The organism is Porphyromonas sp. COT-290 OH860, assembly GCF_000768935.1.
Classification (GTDB): Bacteria; Bacteroidota; Bacteroidia; order Bacteroidales; family Porphyromonadaceae; genus Porphyromonas.
In genome coordinates this window covers 1-19595 of the sequence record NZ_JRAR01000045.1, presented here as the reverse complement: position 1 = coordinate 19595, position 19595 = coordinate 1, and the positions used below count along the sequence as shown (strand labels likewise).

12 protein-coding genes and 1 pseudogene are annotated in these 19595 nt (G+C 46.0%); 8 read left to right on the top strand and 5 right to left on the bottom strand.

Annotation, left to right across the window (positions count from 1 at the left end; all coding sequences use genetic code 11):
• Positions 1-444 (top strand): transposase (locus tag HQ41_RS04725; RefSeq protein WP_152567345.1); only part of this gene is annotated, 444 nt, incomplete at its 5' end.
• Positions 445-907: 463 nt separating this feature from the next.
• On the opposite strand, the gene HQ41_RS04720 is transcribed toward HQ41_RS04725, so the two are convergent.
• The 5 genes from HQ41_RS04720 to folP form a co-directional block, all read right to left on the bottom strand.
• Positions 908-3988, bottom strand: a complete 3081-nt coding sequence (locus HQ41_RS04720) for a GEVED domain-containing protein (RefSeq protein ID WP_044188609.1) — start codon at positions 3986-3988, stop codon at positions 908-910.
• A 102-nt stretch (positions 3989-4090) separates the two neighbouring features.
• Positions 4091-5815 (bottom strand): SusD/RagB family nutrient-binding outer membrane lipoprotein, encoded by a 1725-nt coding sequence (locus HQ41_RS04715; RefSeq protein ID WP_044188606.1) that lies wholly within the window; start codon positions 5813-5815, stop codon positions 4091-4093.
• Positions 5816-5841: 26 nt separating this feature from the next.
• Positions 5842-9117, bottom strand: a complete 3276-nt coding sequence (locus tag HQ41_RS04710; protein WP_052405290.1) for a SusC/RagA family TonB-linked outer membrane protein — start codon at positions 9115-9117, stop codon at positions 5842-5844.
• An 842-nt stretch (positions 9118-9959) separates the two neighbouring features.
• Positions 9960-10730 carry a diadenylate cyclase CdaA gene (gene cdaA / locus HQ41_RS04705; RefSeq protein WP_044188604.1) on the bottom strand — a complete coding sequence of 257 codons (771 nt, stop codon included), beginning with the start codon at positions 10728-10730 and terminating at the stop codon, positions 9960-9962.
• A gap of 53 nt (positions 10731-10783) precedes the next feature.
• Positions 10784-11680 carry a dihydropteroate synthase gene (folP, locus tag HQ41_RS04700; RefSeq protein ID WP_044188612.1) on the bottom strand — a complete coding sequence of 299 codons (897 nt, stop codon included), beginning with the start codon at positions 11678-11680 and terminating at the stop codon, positions 10784-10786.
• Between the two features lie 412 nt (positions 11681-12092).
• On the opposite strand from folP, the gene HQ41_RS04695 reads away from it, so the two are divergent.
• The 7 genes and pseudogenes from HQ41_RS04695 (at position 12093) to HQ41_RS04665 (ending at position 19438) form a co-directional block, all read left to right on the top strand.
• On the top strand, positions 12093-13067 hold the full coding sequence (locus HQ41_RS04695; RefSeq protein ID WP_044188602.1) for a hypothetical protein: 975 nt from the start codon (positions 12093-12095) through the stop codon (positions 13065-13067).
• 248 nt (positions 13068-13315) lie between these two features.
• Positions 13316-13519 (top strand): helix-turn-helix transcriptional regulator, encoded by a 204-nt coding sequence (locus HQ41_RS04690; protein WP_009236486.1) that lies wholly within the window; start codon positions 13316-13318, stop codon positions 13517-13519.
• An 83-nt stretch (positions 13520-13602) separates the two neighbouring features.
• A pseudogene (gene hsdR, locus HQ41_RS04685) lies at positions 13603-15905 on the top strand (EcoAI/FtnUII family type I restriction enzme subunit R).
• A 4-nt stretch (positions 15906-15909) separates the two neighbouring features.
• The gene (locus tag HQ41_RS04680; RefSeq protein WP_044188595.1) at positions 15910-17427 is read left to right on the top strand and encodes a class I SAM-dependent DNA methyltransferase; all 1518 of its coding nucleotides are present in this window, start codon (positions 15910-15912) and stop codon (positions 17425-17427) included.
• Between the two features lie 22 nt (positions 17428-17449).
• Positions 17450-18466, top strand: coding sequence for a DNA-binding protein (locus tag HQ41_RS04675; protein WP_044188593.1), 1017 nt, complete (start codon positions 17450-17452; stop codon positions 18464-18466).
• Complete coding sequence (locus HQ41_RS04670; protein WP_044188591.1) at positions 18459-18938, top strand: type II toxin-antitoxin system death-on-curing family toxin; 480 nt, start codon at positions 18459-18461, stop codon at positions 18936-18938. The genes HQ41_RS04675 and HQ41_RS04670 overlap by 8 nt, the downstream gene beginning before the upstream one ends.
• A gap of 2 nt (positions 18939-18940) precedes the next feature.
• Entirely contained in the window at positions 18941-19438 is a 498-nt protein-coding gene (locus HQ41_RS04665) for a hypothetical protein (protein WP_044188589.1), read from the top strand.
• Positions 19439-19595 lie beyond the last annotated feature (157 nt).

The following is a 19595-nucleotide window of genomic DNA, read 5'->3' as shown; positions in this document are numbered from 1 at the left end:
GGGTATAAGAAACACGTGCTTACCGATGAGCAAGGCTTAGTAGAAGCCCTGATTACAACCCCGGCTAATTGTGCAGATACGGTTGCTTTGCCCGCCTTAATCGAGAAATCCGAGTTGTCATCAGGGGTAAGTGTATTAGCCGACAAAGGCTATTGTAGCAAAAAGAATTCGGAGTACTTAGCTGGTCGTGGCTTGGTGGACGGCATTATGCTCAAGGCTATTCGGGGGAAGACTCTTAGTGAGAGTCAGAAGGCATTCAACCGTGTAATCAGTAAGACAAGGTGCTTGATAGAGCGGACCTTTGGCAGTATTCGTCGTTGGTTCTTGGGCGGACGCTGTCGCTACCGAGGGTTAGAGCGAAGGCATACACAGAATATCCTTGAAGCTATGGCGTACAATCTCAAACGTATGCCAGGGCTGCTTGTACTTGAAGGTGTCAAATAACCGTAAAATCCCCATCCCTGAGGGATACTTCCCTCGGGGATGGGGATAGGGGATAGTATTCAAGGCTCCCAAAGCCGCTCANCCTGAGGGATACTTCCCTCGGGGATGGGGATAGGGGATAGTATTCAAGGCTCCCAAAGCCGCTCAAACACGCAAAAAACACCGAGAAAGATACAAGAAGCTTTGAGCGGTGCATTGCGCAATAGTCTCATACTTGTAGGAAGCTCGGAGCTTGTTCAGTTGGTTTAGTTGCCATGTCGATACAATTAATTACATACTAAAGATATTAGTAATCAGGAATATATGCAAAACGTCTAACTGAACATCTAGCCAAAAAGAGGCAAAATGCTGTGCAACGGTCTCTATTTAGGACACGAATATCCGCATTTATGATGGAGAGAGGGCTACACCGAAGCAGAAACTTCGATGTAGCCCTCTCTAGTAGTATATCTTTTGTAGCCTACTACTTCTTAACTAACTTGTGGCTACGTGTTACATTCTCTTTTTCACTCTTAACAACATAAGTGCCTACAGGTAGGTCGCTGATGTTGGCAGGAACTGTAGCGTCCTTGATGAAGCGCACTAGCACACCATCGAGAGAGAAGATCCAAGCGCGCTCTGCGTTGTGGAAGCTCAGCACGTCGGAAGCAGGGTTTGGATACACGCCAAACACATTACCACCATCTACAAGGCTCTCCACATTGCCGGGGTTTGGCTTCTCGTTCATCTCTGGCTGGTCTGGCTCACCTTGGTCACGTGTGTCCTTAGACTTACGAGCCTTTTCTGGATCACCCGTGATTACCATATCGAAGTCGATCGTGAAGCCCTTAGCCGTTACACCGCAAGGAGTAGGCTTTGGTGCCCAAGCATCCGTGAAGACGATGCGTACACGTACCTTACCGGGCACTGCATCTGCAGGAACTGTAAAGTTGGCCTTAACACCTGTTTTTTGGAATGCAGGCGTAGCTTTTTTTGCTTCGCCAAGATCTAGCTGAGAAATAGCTTCATCTTCCTCTGGCTCGAAGATACCATTGTTATTCCAGTCAATGTAGGTAGCTGCCCAGCACCACTGTAGACCGTCGCGAGTAGGAGTGCCTGGCTCTGTTTGATCGCCATAAGCCTTAAAGTAGAACTCAAGCTCTTGCCCCTGATTAACTACAAACTCTTCCTTAGTAGCATCAACATAGTTGTCACCATCTGAATCTGGACCTGTAGCCTTGTAATTAAGATCCTTGGTAGCACCCTTCGTTGTCACATCGGTTAGATAACGAATCTGTATTGCTGTCTGATAGCCATCCGCCTTTTTGTTGATTTCGCTCTTGCAGTAGCGGTCGTCCTTGTACGCAGGCAATACAGCTGAAGACTGACGCTCAACTTTGAGCCATGTTATCTCTGACATGCTCTTGAGATCCTTGCCTACGGCACGGACACCATAGTGAGGCTCTTCTGCACCAGTATCTCCTTCTTCCTTGGTGAACTTCACTACCGGAGCATAAGCTGCCCAAGTCGTTGTGCGACCAATCTCACGAACCTTACCATTTTCACTGTCCTTGTAGAAGATCTGGAAATGGTCTACACCAGCCTCGTCGTTGTAGAGAAGACCGAAATCCCTACGATCCTGCTTATTCTCATCAAGAGCAACAGCATCCCAGCTTAGCATAGCCGAGAGGCTACGTTGAGTTTCGGCCTTAACTTCCGCACGCAGGTTAATTGGAGCCTTGGGGGCAACGCCAACAGCATCGTCGAAGATAGAGATGCCACCCACAAGCATATTATAGCCAGCAGGAGCATCCTTATCCACACGTAGGCCGATGTAGTCAATCACATCACCCTTCTTGAGGCCATCAACCTTAAACTCTTGTTCTTCCCAAGTCTTACCAGCTAGCTTCTTCGCAGGTATTACAATGTATTCAGTATCTGCAGCTCCCTTCTTGTGGAGGAGTAGGCTACAGTGAGCGTCTAGCGCTTCTGTTCTTGTCTTCAGAGCTAGCTTAGCCACTACATTGCCTTCCGACACGGTGAGTAGGCCGCGATAGAGAATAAGATCCAAACCTCCTTTTGCTCCTTCAGCTAGATGCAAACGAAGTGAAGTACCACCAAGATAAGCATCATCATAGTGGAACTCCGCAGCAATAGGCATTGATGGAGTCTTTGTTCCCTCTGCGTACTGCAACCAGCGGTAAGTAGGCTGGTAGTCTTGCGAGGACATGTTGTACCAGCTAGAGGTTGAGGTCTTACCTTTATAGAAATAGCGCTCACCAGCACCAGTGTTGAAATAAGTGCGGAATGGTAGATTCTGCTCAAGCGTTGTACGCTCAGGGATCATACGAGAGAGCCCTCCAAATTTAGCAAGTTGATCATTCCAGTCTGTGGCTTGCCATCCATCTTTGTGCGCTGGATTACGGCTCCCTCCAGAGAATGCACGCTCATAGAGTTTCTGGTAATTCGCCATCTTCTCTGTAGCAGTCTTTCCGGTGTTATTGGTTACGAAACGGCTATTAGCATGCTCTCCCCAGAGACATAGATTAGTTTCAACCTTTTCCATGGCTTCAAATGCACGCAGTGTGGGATTCATGGTTACAATCCATGCACCAGAGTAAACGTGGTCATACTTGCCTGTCATAGCCTTGGCTGCCTCAGCTGAGGCCCCTCTTGTATCAGCAAAGTTATTGGCCGCATAGTTAAGCATAATATCACCGATGTAGTCTTTCTGCTTGGTGTCCCAAAGCCAACTAGTTGCATATTCATCTCCTGAAGAAATTGAGGAACGGAACGAATAGATGGCCTGTCGATAGTTAGTAAAACCTACTTCTTTGGCATATGCACGTAGCTCCTTATGGAAGTTTACTACGTTAGGCTGCAAATAGGTTCTGTCCTCCCAATTGTAGTTGATCCCATCAAGTCCAAGATACATCAGAATATGAATAAGAGGTCTTGTATATAAATACTTACCATCCTTCATCTGCAGGAATGTAGACTCAAAGCGACCAGAACCTTCACCTCCTTCATTACCTGTAGTATCGAAGAAAACGATACCACTCATAAGGTCTACACCGTGCTTGTGCGCAGCATCTGCCCATGAGCCTGGAGCCTGGAAGAAGCCGTGGTTCCATGAGCCGAATAGCTCAGTGTACTGCCACATGGTGTATGGGTCGTTATCAAAAACCTCGCTGATGTAGCCTCCAGTTTCACGAGCCAAACCTGTTGGCAAATTCATGAAGAGGTGACGATCTTCACGGTTGATACCGTTATTTTTGAAGAGATAAGGGTTCTTCTCTCCACTAAGCACATTACGCTTACGTACGTGGCTACGCACAAATTCGGGTTCGACACCAAACTTCTCCTTAAATTCCTTCGATGTAGGGAACTTGCGTCCCTTATCATCAAGTTCCTTAAAGAACTTAAGCATTTCAAGAGCATCATATTTCTTGAAATCATACAGATCCTTCTTGGCCGACGGAGCGAAATTATCGTCCTGTTGCGCCATCGCTGGGTAGGCAGTCATCGCAAGAAAGGCTGCAGCTACTAAGGATTTCTTGTTCATTGTTAGTTGTGATAAATTAAGTTTATAGGCTGTACTCGGCTCCAGCTCTAGAGCCGAGTACAAGGATTATTTAATTCGTTATAGACTTGTAGCAAACTTGGGTTAGAAATTACCCTTGCCCGGAACGTCCCACCAGAGGTGTGCCGCTTGATAGTCTTGACCAGAGAAGATTGACTTATCCTCGGCTGTGAGTGCAGGCATGGCCGTATTGATGATGTCGTCGAGAGCAACAGACCCAGTGCGTACAAATGGGATACGATGAATGAATAGGTCTGGCTGGATCTTACCCTCTGGAGCTTTCCAGCTATGAGGTGGGATAGAGCCGTCGCCCGTGTCGCCTGCATCATTGACGATCATACGTGGGTAGCCCGTACGGCGAAATTCGCTCCAAGACTCAAGAGAGAGAGGATAATTAGCGATGTACTTCTGCGTGATGATCATCTCTAGCTGCTTCTCCTTGTCGGCGCTATTGTCCCAAGCCACACCAAGCACCTCCGAGCCGTTTTCCTTCGCAGGACTATTGTAACGACTGTCCCAGTAGTCGATGTAGTCGATCTGTGGGCAAGCAGATGCCTTGCGCGTTACATACTCAACCAAACCGCTTAGCCCCTCGTTGGTGAAAGAGGTACGAATACCTGTTTCGTAATAAGCCTTTGCACTACGACCACCTACAGACCAATCTCTCAGAGCACCCTCTGCGAGGAGGAACTGAACCTCACTAGCCTTGAAGATGGCGACGTTCTTGGTCACATACGATGGGTTGATGCGTGAGAACTTCTTGTAGCTATCCGAGAAGATCGGTTTTTCCTTCTCGTAGGTAGCCATACCAGCACGCATACCAGCAAAAACGCCATCGCCCTCTACGGTTACATTACCTTCCTTGTCCTTGAAGCCCTGTGGGATTGGTGTAAACCACTCCTTGAGCGCTGGGTGTTTGAGGCGAGTCAGCAGATTGGCGAAGTTGGCATTCAGACGAGTATCGTCCCAGTTCTCCGATATTGTATAGAGAGGGTGACGACCCTGAGTGAGCAGAGCGATATCCTTGTCCGCTGCTTCTAGCGCACCATCGGCCACGGCGGACTCAAACTCAGCCTTAGCTTGCTCAGGAGCAGCCTTGACCATGCGCATCGCTAGACGCATACGCAGCGAATTGGCAAACTTGATCCAGTTCTGTACGTCCTTACCTGCGATGAGGTCGTACTCCTGCAGACGAGCCTTAGCCTCTTCGCTCAGAGGGTTTAGGTCCTTGAGTATCTGCTGTTGCTTCTTGAGGCTAGCTAGAATCTGCGCATAGACCTCGCTTACCTTCTCGTAGGTAATAGGGGGTTCGCTCTTGAGCGCACGGTAGTCCTTGTAGGGCATTGGGCCATGTACATCGACATACTCTGCAGCCATGAAGTCGTAGAGGATCGCTGCGATAGCGCCCATCTCTGGCACTTTGAGCTCCTCGGCTGAGTTGATCACGGGCACAACCTGCTGAGCAACCCAGAGTAGATTGGCTTGTGGGCCGGTCTGGAAGCCAGCATTGGGCGAGTAGGTACGAGGCAAACGCCCCTGCAAGCTATTGGCTACTACAAGATAACCCGAGTAGTTGTCGATATGCAGGTTAAACTGATACTGATACTTGTGCTCACGTGCATCGTGAATGAGTGGCATAGCTCCCTTGAGCAGACCAACAGCAGTCTGCACTGTAGCTGCCTTCTGGGAGGTACTACCATTATTGATATTATCGAACTCATTGTCCCCCACCTTATCCGTGCAAGATGAGAGGGCTAGAGTAAGCCCTAGGGTACCTAGCCCTAGGGTCTTGATCAACTTATAGTTCATCTTTAGTTTCTTTTAATTACCGAGGATTAGAGCGATAGCTTCAGGTTAAGACCAACAGAGCGAGAGGTAGGGAGGTTAAACACATCGATACCACCGAGGGCGTTGGCTGTAGAGAGCGAAACGTCTGGATCTACTGGAGCCTTCTTGTATAGGAAGAAAAGGTTGCGTCCAATGAGAGAGAGGTTAAGGTCCTTAGTCTTGCCAAATAGGTCACGGAATGTGTAACCTACAGACACCTCACGCAGGCGGAAGTTGGTCGCATCATACACATATTGAGAAGCGAAGAGCTGTGCACCGATTGTGCTGTAGTAAGCCTCTGCAGGAGCTAGGTTGCCATCGGGCATACGCACCGCAGGCACGTCCTTGCCCCCTACCTTCATTGTTAGGCTACCGGTACGAGCATCGCCAGAACGCTTAGACACACCGTCACGGTCGAGATAGGCTTCAGTGAAGGAGATTACCTTACCGCCGAGCTTACCGTCGATGAGGAAATAGAAGTCTAGCCCCTTGTAGCTAAACGTATTGTTCCAGCCGAAAGTATGATTAGCATTCATGTTGCCAAGGTAGAGGCTATGACCCTTGTCCGAGTCGAGCTGAGGTGCACCGTCGGAGTTGAGGCGAATATCGCCAACCTTAACGGGGTTCCCCTCGAAATTGGCACGACCATAGAGCTGGTCAATCTCGGTGTATCGAGAGAAATCCTTGGCATAGATATCGCCATACGAACCACCCTCCTCGAAGAGCACACGCAGCTGATCTCCAGCCCCGATAGATACATAGATATCCTTACGTCCCTTGTAGGTATTGAGGATCTTGTTGGTATTGTAGGCATAATTGACCACCGTGCGCCAGCGTAGATCCTTGGTGAGCTCGAAGCTGTAGCTGAGCGTCGTCTCGATACCCTGATTGCGGATGCGCCCAGAGTTGATAGGCAGTAGTGTACCAGAGCTACCCGAGATAGGGAGGAACTGGTTAAACATCGTAGAGTTGTAGTACGTCAAGTCGAAGTTCAGGCGATTATTGAGCGCTGCAAGGTCGAAACCAGCTTCGTATGAACGTACCGTTTCTGGCTTAGGATTCTTGAATTCCGCATACTGTGCAGCCTTCGTCTGACCAGAAGTTGAGGTAGAGAGGGCTCCGAAGTTGAAGTTGGGGATTGAGTTACCTACTTCGGACACAGAAGCACGTAGTTTGAGGCTGTTGATGGCCTTAGGTAGCTTCACGATCTCGTGCAGGAGTGCATTAGCACCTAGTGAGAAGTAGCCATAGAATGGATCTACGCCTGCGCCAAACTGCGAGAAGGCACGTGACCAGTCGATACGATAGCTAGCATCGAGGTAAGCCATTTCCTTCCAGCCGATCTGGGCAGTAGCGAATACCGAGCGAGCCCAGTCTGAGGGGAGAGAGAACGAACGCTCTGGCGTTACAGAGGCATTAGGCGTGAAGAGGTTGATACGTGTAGGTAGGTCCTCTACTCTCTGATAGAATGAGCGGTCCCAAGCACCATTGTTGCGCATCCAGTAGTTCTCCCCTGTATAGCGCTTGAATGATCCCCCAAGAGAGGCAGCCACACTCCACTCCTTGCCGAAGTCCTGATGATAATTGACTAGGGCATCTGTATAGAAGTTGATTGAGGCATTCTTGCTCCAGCTGTATGCACCACGGTCGATGTAGTTACCCGTAGGAGATACGGTCGTAGCATAGACTTTCTGGTCGCTAGAGCTCCAGCTACGGTCGAAGTTGGCACGGTAGATCACATCAAATAGGCTGTTGATCTTGTACGAAGCAGATATCGTAGCGAAGAAACGCTCTAGCAGAGCCTCGCTAGGCAAGCGATTGACGAGCCAATATGGGTTATTAGCTCCATTGACACCACGGCCTTGGAACCAATGCTGCTCCATACCGCTGAGCTTATTGGTTGCTTGGAAAGGCTTTAGATTGAAGGCGAGCTTGACATCGTCGCTATACTTAGGATAGATAGTTACAGGCTCAGACTCCCATGTACCAGCCTTCTCATAGTTATTCTTATAGTACTCCATGTCTACGTTGCGAGGAGCAAGGTAGAGGTTGTAGAGGGGGTTGTTGTACACACCACCAGAGACAGCATTATTGGTGAGCTGACGTACATAGTTACCACTCACGTCGATCTTGAGTTTATTCTCAAGGAAGTTGAAGGTTGAGCGGAGCGTTACCCCGTTGCGCTGGAAGGTATTGTTGGGCATCAGACCTGCGGCTGTTGTATTAGCCACAGATAGATAGGCTTGGATCTTCTCCGTACCACCAGAGAGCGCCACTGAGTTATTCATCGTGGAGCCAAGGCGGAAGAAATCTCGTAGCTGATGCGCCTTGTTGGTTACACCTACTAGAGCATTCTGCTCGGCAGTTTGGTCTGCGATACGTCCTCCCCAAGAGGCAGCATCAAGCTTGCCCTCGGCAGAGATCTTAGCCCCAAACGTATCCTGAAGTTGTGGCAGGATCATAGGTGTTTCTAGCTGGACGTTGGAGGTAATATCTACACGCAGTACGCCCTCGCGACCCTTTTTAGTCGTGATCACGATCACACCATTAGCAGCATCGCTACCATATAGGGCTGCAGCATTGGCACCCTTGAGGATATTGACAGAGGCGATATCGTCGGGATTGATTGTAGAGAGGGGGTCGCTACCTTCATTAACCGCAGAGTAACCCACGTTATAACCACTAGTCTGCTGGGCTACTCCATTGCTCATGGGGATACCGTCCACCACAATCAGGGGAGCATTCTTACCTTGGATAGACGAGTTCCCACGCAGTAGGATCTTAGAAGCCGAGCCAGCACCACCCGAGTTGGGCGTAATCGTAAGACCAGAGGTTTTACCTTGTAGTGCATTGACGAAATTGACGTCCTGTACACGAGTTAGATCCTTGTTGCTTACGGTCTGCGTAGCGTATGTGAGCGACTTGCTCTTACGCTCGATACCCATGGCCGTCACCACGACCGCCTCCAGTTGCTTGGAGTCTTCGCGCATCACCACATCAATCTTACTACGACCATTGATAGCGATGGTCTGGGTAGCAAAACCAATGTAGGAGAAGCTCAGCTGCGTTACGGACTTGGGTACATCTACACTGTAGTTACCGTCAAGGTCAGTAAGACCTCCATTCTGGGTAGCTCCGACAGGCACTACCTGCACTCCGATCAAGGGTTCGCCCTTGTCATCTTTGACTACTCCTACAACCTTGCGAGTTGATTGTGCACCTAGGCTATCAATTACAAATAGCCCGAGTAGCATCATGAGTAGAAATTGCTTCAGTACTCTCATTACTATAGTTTAATAATTATAAAAAATCAGCACTTATTGGAGCTCGTTGATATCAAATATCAATTAGCCTAATAATCCTAATCTAGTAAACACGGGTGCAAAAGTAACTCAAACTTCAGAAATAGACTAGTTTATTATCATCTTGATGTAAGATACGTGATAAATAAATTATCTAATTATATCCAACGGATTGACAAACTTGTTTCTAAACAGCCATAAACAGCAAGAAAAGTCACCGAAAATCGGGTTAATCTTAACAAGCAGCATAAATAACCGCATGGGCATAACCCGAATGCCAGATCTATGCTGGACTATTTTTCTGATTAAAATCTTACCCATACTTCAAGCACGTTTACCAAAGGCTCTGCGTGTGCATTCATCTGCTTTTTGGTTAAAAACCGTAAACCTCAGCCTCCAATTTTGGACTGAGGAGCCATCATTTTGAGATAAGAGTATGAAACGGCTTCCAAAAATCAATGGGAAGATTTGCTCAGATTGGTGGACTAATCCTCTGCGATGTGTCCACTAATCCTAAAAGATTGATGGGAAGAAATCCCCCAAAATGCGCCACAAAGGCATTAGGAATCCCCGAAAACCACAAATAAACTATTGATTACCATCGCATTAAAACCCTACTTCTAGACGCTCTTTTTTCTCTCAACTGGGGACAAGTAGCCCAAGCAAGGCAGAGCGCAATCTAGAAGCCGCTAGGGGGCAAATACGAGGTCTGCAGTTTTTTGCGCCTCCTCCAAGCATTTCTCTCATCAACATTCTGAAATTTGAGCTAAAATATAAACCTCGGAGGTGGGAGCTTTGGGCAATTAGCTAGCAAGCACTAGAGGCTAGTGCTTGCTTCGGCTGAGCATATCCTGCAGCTGCTCAGCGGTAATGTTGGTGATGATTTCGCCTAGATGTGCCACCGATATAGTGCCACGCTCCTCGCTGATGATGATGATGAGGGCATCGGTTTTCTGCGACATACCTAGAGCTGCTCTATGTCGGAGCCCTAGATCTTTATTCAAATCGGGATTATTGGCCACAGGTAGTATGCAGCCTGCCGCACGGATCTGCCCACGAGCGATAAGCATAGCACCATCGTGCAGAGGGCTGTTTTTGAAAAAAATGTTCTCAATCAGTCGGGCATTGATATCAGCATTGAAGCGTTCGCCAGCATGAAGCCAAGCGGAGAGGTCGATATTCTGTTGCAGTACGATAAGGGCACCGGTCTTTTTTCGTGCCATATTGACGCAGGCAAGTAGAATGGGAGCAATGTGTCGGTCGTCTTGATCTCCCTGCTGCTTGTCACGGAAGAGGCGTTTGATGCGCTTCCACCGCTCGGCCGAACCGATCGTCACGAGGAACTTCTTGATCTCCTCTTGGAAGATAATGATGATGACCAAGAAGCCGATATTGACGAATTTATCTAGCAGGGCGCCCACCAGATGCATCTCTAGAACCTGAGAGATGATGATCCAGAGGGCGATGAAGGTCATGATGCCCGTAAAGAGCGCCTTGCTACCAGAGTTGCGTAAGACCGTATATATATAGTATAGCAACAGGGCTAGTAGGACAATGTCTACTGCGTCCTTGAACGTAATCGGTAACCACCACATAGAGGAAAGATAGTCGTTTGAGCGGAGAAGGGAGTAATCGTTTCGGAGTCAACCTAGTAGGACGAGTGCCTCGTATGGATCTCTACCGGGTTGTCCTCGGGCTGGGACACTTGCATGAGTCGCTGAGTAATCTCTATGCACTCGACAGCTGCACGCACGTCGTGTACACGCAGTATGTCGACAGACTTCTGCAGGAGAGCATAGGTATGTAGGACACTTGTGCCGTTGAGAGCATCCTCGGGTGTGGCATCAAGAGCCCGATAGATCATACTCTTGCGTGAGATGCCGAGGAGCATAGGTAGCTCAAGAGCCGAGCGCAGGTCTTGCAGATAGGTCATCAGCTCGTAGTTCTGCTCCAGTGTCTTACCGAAGCCAAAGCCTGCGTCTACGATCAAGTCATGCAACCCTAGATCACGGAGCTGACCAATGCGCTCGGTGAAGTAGTCGAGTATCTCCACCCTTAGGTCGCTGTAAGCCGTCAGCTCACTCATCGTCTGGGGCGTTCCCCTCATGTGCATCAGGATATAGGGGACTTGCAGACGAGCCACCGTACCAAACATTTTGTCGTCCAGCGCACCCCCAGAGATATCGTTGATCATCTGCACTCCGTACTCCTGCACTGCCCACGCAGCAATATCGGCACGGAAAGTATCTACCGATACGGAAATCTCGGGGAACTCGTCCCTCAGTAGGGCGAGCGTAGGGGTTAGGCGGGTCTTTTCTTCCTCGGGCGAAACGTCGTCAGCCCCGGGGCGAGAACTGTATGCGCCAACGTCCACAATACTCCCCCCCTCGTCAATGATCTGACGGATGCGAGCCCTCTGTTCATCTAGGGCTTGGGTACAGCTAGCCCCATAGAAGGAGTCGGGCGTCACATTGACAATCCCCATGACGAGAGGCTTATCGAGGCTTACAAGCCGACCGCCTAAGTTGAGCGTTTGCTTCTGCATATCCATCTGCTTTTGAGCGCAAAATTACACAATAATCACCTATTTGGTCTTATTTGTCTGCTTGGGTACAACAGCCGGTATCAGCGTCATGCGACTAAGAGCGGACTCTGAATTTTTCGCATAAGGATTTTTTTGATCTGTGATGCTGCTATTGTCAAGTTGTAAATGATTATCTTAGCAGTCAAACCGAAGGCTCCACAGCGCAAAGACGACCTCCGCCTTGAGGGCGATTGAGGGCGATGCGACCAATGAGGTATCGGTTTGATGCGATCCATAACCAGTCTAATCGTAATTTAATCCCTATGCAACTAGCAGGACATAGCCGCCATATCTTCATATTTAGGCTTGGCTTCTCCGCTGAGCGTTACACCTATTTATGTCGTAAACTTCTAAAGAAATCACTGATAACTATATGAGGAATAAAGTCGCATCTGAGGGATTGTGGAGCATTGAACAAGCTAGAAACTATCTCTTTAATTGTGCTAAAAGGGAGTATCGAAAGAGTAGATGGGCAGGTAGACTCGCCGTCATTTTGGTTACTTGTCCAGCTGTGGTAGAATTACTCTGTTTCTCTGGTATGTGTGAGTGGGCTTGCTCTTTCAAATCCTATTGTGATGGATCTTCCCTCTCGCTTGTTTTGGGATTACTCTCTATAGTGGCCGTTATTACACATTGGGTATATTTCTCGGGATACGAATCCTATCAGAAGAAAGCCAAAGAGGTTCGTAATCTAGAGCTTATGTATAATGTCTCTAATAGACGGAAGGTCAGAGAAGTTGTTCAGGAATACTTACCTAAAATTAAAAACCTAAAAGCAACGTATGAGTTTAATGAAAATAACTACTACAATCCTCCACAAGAAATCAATGTGTACAGAGAGGCATCATATAAAATATTGGAGAATTGTATCTGGAACTCACACTTGTACGGAGAAATGTATAGGAGAAATAGGAGTAAGTTGGCTTGCAACGGTATACTTGTTTTTCTTGTTTACCTTATTGCTGTATGGGGTTCAGGGGAAGTAATTCCCCTGAATTCTCCCGCTAAACTAGCCTATGTTGTAGGGCTTATTGGATGCTCCTCTTTGGTTTTTAATTTTTTAGATAACATGATGTTAGCTAGAAGTTCACAGGCCTCCTATCAAAGGCTAGAGAAAGAAATCCAATCTGGAGAAGTTGATAGTGGAGACAAGTTCTTCCATGTATACAATATGTATTCACATATCAATCTAAATGCCCCTGATTTAGATGAGGCTACATACAAGAAAAACAGAGATGCTCTAAATGAATCTTGGAGGACTATCCAAAGTGCTCTACCTCAAACAGACACCTTATATGCGAGGAGAAGATTCAAGAAATTTATATCTTTCAGAAAATCAGAAAACTAAGAAAGAATAAAGGATAAAAGGGTTACGAGTTGGAAACGAGCGAGTTTCTTTCCCTTTCTTTATTCAGCATTGCTTCAAAGAACACTTGATTCAATACTACAAAGTTACTCTTTTTTAGTGAAAACCGATTGAAACACATGAAATTTAATCCCTATAAGCAACAAATTTGAATTTTGCTTAGAGTAACGTCCATAAAAGCGTATCTTTGTATTCAATGACTTCAACAACAAAAGAAAGTATATCAACAAATGAAGGCGATAAATAGAATTAAGGCTGTGCTGGCTGAAAAACAAGTGTCAGGTAAATGGCTAGCAAATGAGATTGGTCGTACCGAAAATACAGTTTCTCGGTGGTGCGCCAACAAGGTGCAGCCATCTCTTGAAAATTTACTTGAAATCGCTGAAGTATTAAAAGTCGATATAAGGGAATTGCTTAGACCCTCGCAAGAGTAATGCTGTAATTCCTCTTATAAGTTTTCTCTAATAGTAAACTTCTCATAATAAAATACTATGTGAAGATAATACAATCAAGAATTATGAGCAAAAAAGATTTGACTGAAGAAGATATAAAGTTGCGTTTTATAACACCTGCTATAATCAATGCAGGATGGAAAAACGAACATATCCGAATGGAATACTATTTTACCGATGGTAGGGTGATATTTCAAGGTAATATACATGCACGTCAAACTGACAAGAAAGCGGACTATCTCTTATTTCACGCTGCCAATAAGCCTCTTGCTATTGTAGAAGCGAAAGATAACAACAAGCCTCTTGGTGGAGGTATGCAACAGGCAATGGAATACGCTCAGATTCTTGATATCCCCTTTGCATACAGCTCCAATGGAGATGGATTCTTGGAGCATGATTTCTTGACAGGAAAAGAAACTGAACTCTCGTTGCAACAGTTTCCTGCACCTGACACATTGTATCAACGACTTATCAAAGCTAAACAATTAAGTGGTGAGGCATTGAAAATAGTAGAACAGCCGTATTATTCAGACCCATATACCTACGAGTATACCTACGAGCCTCGTTATTATCAGCGTATAGCTGTTGAACGTACCATAGAGGCTATTGCCAAAGGCAAGAACAGAGTGCTAATTGTAATGGCGACAGGTATAGGAAAGACTATCACAGCCTTTCAGATTATTCATCGGCTGAAAGCCACTGGGAAAAAGAAAAAGGTACTTTATCTCGCTGACCGGAATATTCTGATAGATCAGACAATGGCGCAAGACTTCAAACCTTTCAAAAAAGTCATGACTAAAGTACAAGGGGCTTCCATTGATTCAGCCTATGAGGTTTATATGGCATTGTATCACCAACTTGTATCCAATGAAGAAGGTATAGATGATCCCTTCAAACAGGTGCAACCTACTTTCTTTGACCTTATCATCGTTGACGAGTGTCATCGTGGTAGTGCCAAGGATGATAGTGCATGGCGCAAGGTGCTGGAGTATTTCAATACTGCCACCCAAATCGGTATGACTGCTACACCCAAGGCTGAGGCCGGAGCTAATAATCTTGATTATTTCGGTGAGCCAATATTTACCTATTCGCTTTTGCAAGGAATACAGGACGGTTTCCTCACTCCTTACCGTGTGACGAACAGCTATATCAGCATAGACCTTCAAGGGTTCAAGCCGGATGACGACGAGAAAGACTTGCTGGGCAGGGATATAGCGCAAAGATTGTATGAACGCAAGGATATAGGCAGAGACATAGCCTTCACCAAACGGAGGGAGATTGTCGCAAAGCGAATCACAAAGATGTTGAAACAAATTGGCAGAATGACCAAGACCATCGTGTTCTGTACGGATATAGAAGAGGCAGAAACGATGAGAAGTTTGTTGGTTAATCTGAATACAGACCTGTGCAAAAAAGATGCGCGATACATCATGCGCATAACAGGTGATGACAACGTAGGAAAGAAACAGTTGGACAACTTCATAGATATTGACCAACCTTACCCTACTGTTGTTACAACGTCTGAGTTGCTTGCTACAGGGGTGGATTGCAAGACCTGTGGACTTATCGTCATTGATAAGGAAATCGGTTCTATGACAGAATTCAAGCAAATCATTGGGCGTGGCACTCGCTTGAGAACCGACAAGGGGAAGTGGCATTTAGAGATACTGGACTTCCGCACTGCCACAGCCAAGTTCAAAGCCCGAAATTCGATGGCGACCCGGAACCCCCGCAAGGGAAAAGTGGAAAGCCATACACTATACCAGAAGAACCGTCAAGTGTTGTCTCAGAGCCTCATGTCAAGTATCTTGTTGAGGGAGAGAAAATAGCAATAACTACTGAGATAGTCAGCATTCTTGGTGAAGATGGGAAAACCATGCGTACAGAAAGCATAACGGATTTCACACGCAAACAGATTAGGAAGCGTTATGCCACCTTGAACGACTTTGTCAAGAACTGGACAGAAGCGGAACGCAAGAAGGTCATTGTGGATGAGCTGAAGAACTATAGTGTTCTTGTGGATGCTGTCAGGGAAAAGAATCCAGCCTTGGCACATGCCGATATTTTCGATGTGATATGTCATGTGGCCTTCGACCAGCCACCTGTGACAAGGCATGAAAGGGCTAACAATGTCAAGAAACGCAATTACTTTGCTAAATACGAAGGCATAGCACGTGAGGTATTGGAGGCTCTTCTCGACAAATATGCTGATTATGGTATCTTGAACCTTGAAGACTCTGATATTCTTGATACCGCTCCATTCAACAAGATTGGTAAACCGCAGAAAATCGTGAAACTTTTCGGCGGACTGGATAAGTTTGAACAGGTATTAAAAGAACTTGAAAACGAAATATATAAAGTAGCATAAAGAAATGGCAGTAAACAATATAGTAAAGCGTCTGCAAAATATCATGCGCCAAGACGCTGGTATCAATGGCGATGCACAGCGCATTGAGCAGATGACATGGATGTTTTTTCTGAAGGTGTATGATACACAAGAGGAAACGTGGGAATATAAGGCAAGCAAAGATCACAAGCCCTTTGCTTCCATCATCCCCGAAGAATTGCGCTGGCGTAATTGGGCTGTAGACAAGAAAGATGGCAATGCGCTGACAGGCGATGCCTTACTCACGTTTATCAACGACAAACTCTTTCCCACGCTGAAGGCACTTGAAGTGACACGTGAGACCCCTCGCAGCAAGGCTATTGTCAAAGAGGTTTTTGAGGATTTGAACCAATATATGAAGAATGGTATTCTGTTACGTCAGGTCATCAATGTCATCAACGAGATTGAGTTTGATGATGCTGAAGACCGCCACATGTTTGGTGACATTTATGAAGGAATACTCAAAGATCTTCAGTCTGCTGGTAATGCAGGTGAGTTCTACACACCACGAGCTTTGACGGATTTCATCATACAACAGCTTAATCCAATGCTTGGCGAAACCGTTGGTGACTTTACATCAGGTACAGGTGGCTTCCTCACTTCGGCTTTAAACTATCTGCAGAAACAGGTACAGACCACGAATGATGGGCGACTCTACCAGCAGTCTGTCATCGGGCAAGAGTGGAAGCCTCTCCCTTACCTTCTTTCCATCACCAATCTGCTACTGCACGATGTGGAAGCACCGAATATCCGCCATTGCGATTCGTTGGGCACGAAGATGTCAGACTTCAAGGAGACGGATAGGGTCAACGTTATTGCCATGAATCCACCCTACGGAGGAAGCACAGATGCAGCTGCTAAGAGCAACTTCCCGATGGAGTTTCGTTCGAGTGAGACTGCCGACCTGTTCATGGTGCTTATCATGTACAGGCTGAAACGTGACGGACGTGCCGCTGTTATAGTTCCTGACGGTTTCCTCTTTGGCATGGATGGGGCAAAACTTGCCATCAAGCAAAAGATGCTCCGTGAGTTCAATCTCCACACCATCATCCGTCTGCCAGGCAGCATCTTCTCACCATATACCAGTATTGCCACCAATATTCTGTTCTTCAATAACGAGCGAGTTGATGGAGCGGAAGAAGGATTTTCTACTGACAAAACATGGTTCTTTCGCCTTGACATGCCTGAAGGTTACAAGCACTTCTCAAAGACCAAGTCGATGAGACTTGAGCATTGCCAGCCAATCTGTGACTGGTGGAACGACCGCAAGGAAATCTCTTCTGATGAGTTGGGAGAGAAATCCCGCTGTTTCTCTGCCAAAGAGTTGTTCGACATGGATTGCAATTTCGACCAATGCAAGTTCCCCAAGGACGAAGAAGAGATACTTCCCCCTGCCGAACTCCTTGCCGACTACTTTAAGAAACGCAAGGATCTTGACCACGAGATAGACAAGACGCTGGCAGAGATACAGCGAATATTGGGAATAGAAATCAGCAAGGAGTAGTTACCACTTAATTTGACGGATAATGAAAGATTTGACAGTTTCAAATATAGAACGCCAAAATGTACTCAACAACCGTTTTGCTGTTGACGAGATTCAAAAGCGACTTGAAATTTCTGGAATGCTTTTCGAAGGTGAGTATTGGTTGACAAAAAAAATGGTTGCCGATTTTTATGGTGTTGATGTATCTACTATAGATAGATACCTTGCGTCCAACAGCGATGAACTAAAGCATAATGGATATGTTTTATGTAAGGGTAAGTCATTGAAAGAGTTTAAGTTGCAATTTGCTCACCTTATTAATGAGGCGAGCAAAACCACTCAACTGGGACTCTTTAATTTCAGGGCTTTCCTCAATATTGGCATGTTGCTTACGGAGAGTGAAAGGGCAAAAGCTTTGCGTAGTATGATTCTGGATTTAGTCATTGCAACGATACATAAAAAAACAGGTGGAGGCACAAAGTTTATCAACAGGAGGGATGTCAACTACATTCCTGCTGCAATAACAGAGGAAAATTGCCGTAGGAATCTCACTTCGGCAATCAGCAAATATGTGCAAGGACACCCAACTTACAAGTATGCACAAGTGACCGACCTGATTTATAAAGCGGTATTTAAGGAGAATGCTAAAGAATATCGCGAAATACTACGCCTTGACACTAAAGACAATGTGCGCCACACTCTGTATGCAGAAGTCCTGTTGGTAATTTCGTCTTTTGAGAATGGTATCGGAGCAGCTATCCGGGAGCGATACAAGCAGAATGGTGCAAAGAAGCTGACTATTGAGGAAGTTGAACAGATTGTTGGTGAATTGGCAGATCATCCGATGCAGAGGCCTTATCTCAATGATGCCAGAACCAAAATGGCTTCGCGTGATTTCAGTTTTCGTGATGCCTATCATGGAAATATCGCTGAATATCTTAAAGCTCTCACTCCAGAGGAATTTGAACGGTTCATCGGAGACCAATCTGTTGACTTCGACCATATATTAGAGAGCAATAAAGATGTGCTCAAACGATTAAAACAGGCAGAGGATGAATAACGAGATACAATATATCAGTTATGAAGAATCATTGGCGGTCTATCGTAAGATGGTAGATGCCAGCGATGGAGGATTTACAGGGGTTCGAGATAAGGGTGGCATACTTGCCACATTGGACTTTGTGCAGAATGACATGTACTATTCGACCTTTGCGGAAAAGCTCTCTTATCTGGTCTTCAAGTTCTGCTCAGGGCATTATTTCAATGATGGGAACAAACGCATAGCCTTAACTTTAGGAGCATATTTCCTCCATAAAAATGGTTACCCATGGGAGGCTTGCATATTCATGCGCCAGTTGGAAGCTATAGTTTATCATGTAGCTGCTTCGCATATTGACCAAGACCTTCTCCTGAGAATAATGACAGCATTCATGTCTGGAAAAGATTATGATGAAGAACTGAAAATTGACATTGCCAATGCGATGAGTAATGGAGAGTTAGGTATAAATGGTGAAGATTACAAAAAAGAATGACAATGAAGAATATTAAGAAGATTCTGCTCATGATCTGTTTGTGTTGGGGACTTACGGCCAATGCACAGGCTGTCAGATATACATATAAGGCGCTTGCAGCCGAAGGTTGCAATATGAAGTACAGTGTAGTGAAGCAGGACACAATGTACTCCATAGTTGCGACAGTAAGCTCAGACAGAATGAGTTTCCTCAGTGATCCAACAATGAAGATAAGGACATTCTCTGGAAAATACCTTGAATTAAAGGGGACTGTAATTGGAAATGGGAGTCAATCAGCAGGTATCATCAGTGGTAATATGGTATTGCCTATAACAGAGATAAGTTCTACTGCCCAATTTGAGATTACTCCGCAGCAATTTGAAATCTTGAATGAGGGTGTGGCGAAGATACGTCTTTCCATGACACCGATGAATCACGAGCGTACCTTCAAGAAAGACAAGATTGGAAAAAAGTTATATCAATTCTACTTGAAAGAAAAACAAAAAGACGAGAAATTCTAAATCAAATAGAATACAATGAATGGCAAGCAATTAAAAAACAGCATACTGCAATGGGCTATGACGTGTACTGAAAAAAGTTGACAGTTGGGCGGGATCGTTCTACAATTGGTTTACTGGTTCTTTCTATAATTCTAGATTAGGTTGACAGCCCTTACCC